Consider the following 260-nt stretch of genomic DNA (forward strand, 5'->3'; position numbering starts at 1 on the left):
TCTGCATGTACTAGATCAAAAAGTATGTGAGGGCCTGCGGCTTTGGAACCAGCATCTCTCACTTCTATTTTTTTGGTGATTTGTTTGATGGAAAATGACTTCTCAAAGTTATTATTTAGTAAAGACATGATGCGCTGACTATTGCCATTGTGATCTATACCTTTGACTTTGGACGCTTTATTTTTTGATTTTTTCTTTTTACTCATTTGAAAACTTTTGTCCGCTTTCGCGTTTTTTACATTTAAGGATTAACCTTGGAT

General features: G+C 34.6%; 1 protein-coding gene. It reads right to left on the reverse strand.

The features are described from left to right. The coding region (locus I5349_RS13830; RefSeq protein ID WP_226391366.1) for a hypothetical protein at window positions 1-206 on the reverse strand (206 nt) is incomplete at its 3' end. Window positions 207-260: the final 54 nt, after the last annotated feature.

It is taken from the genome of Penaeicola halotolerans (assembly GCF_016464625.1).
GTDB lineage: Bacteria > Bacteroidota > Bacteroidia > Cytophagales > Cyclobacteriaceae > Penaeicola > Penaeicola halotolerans.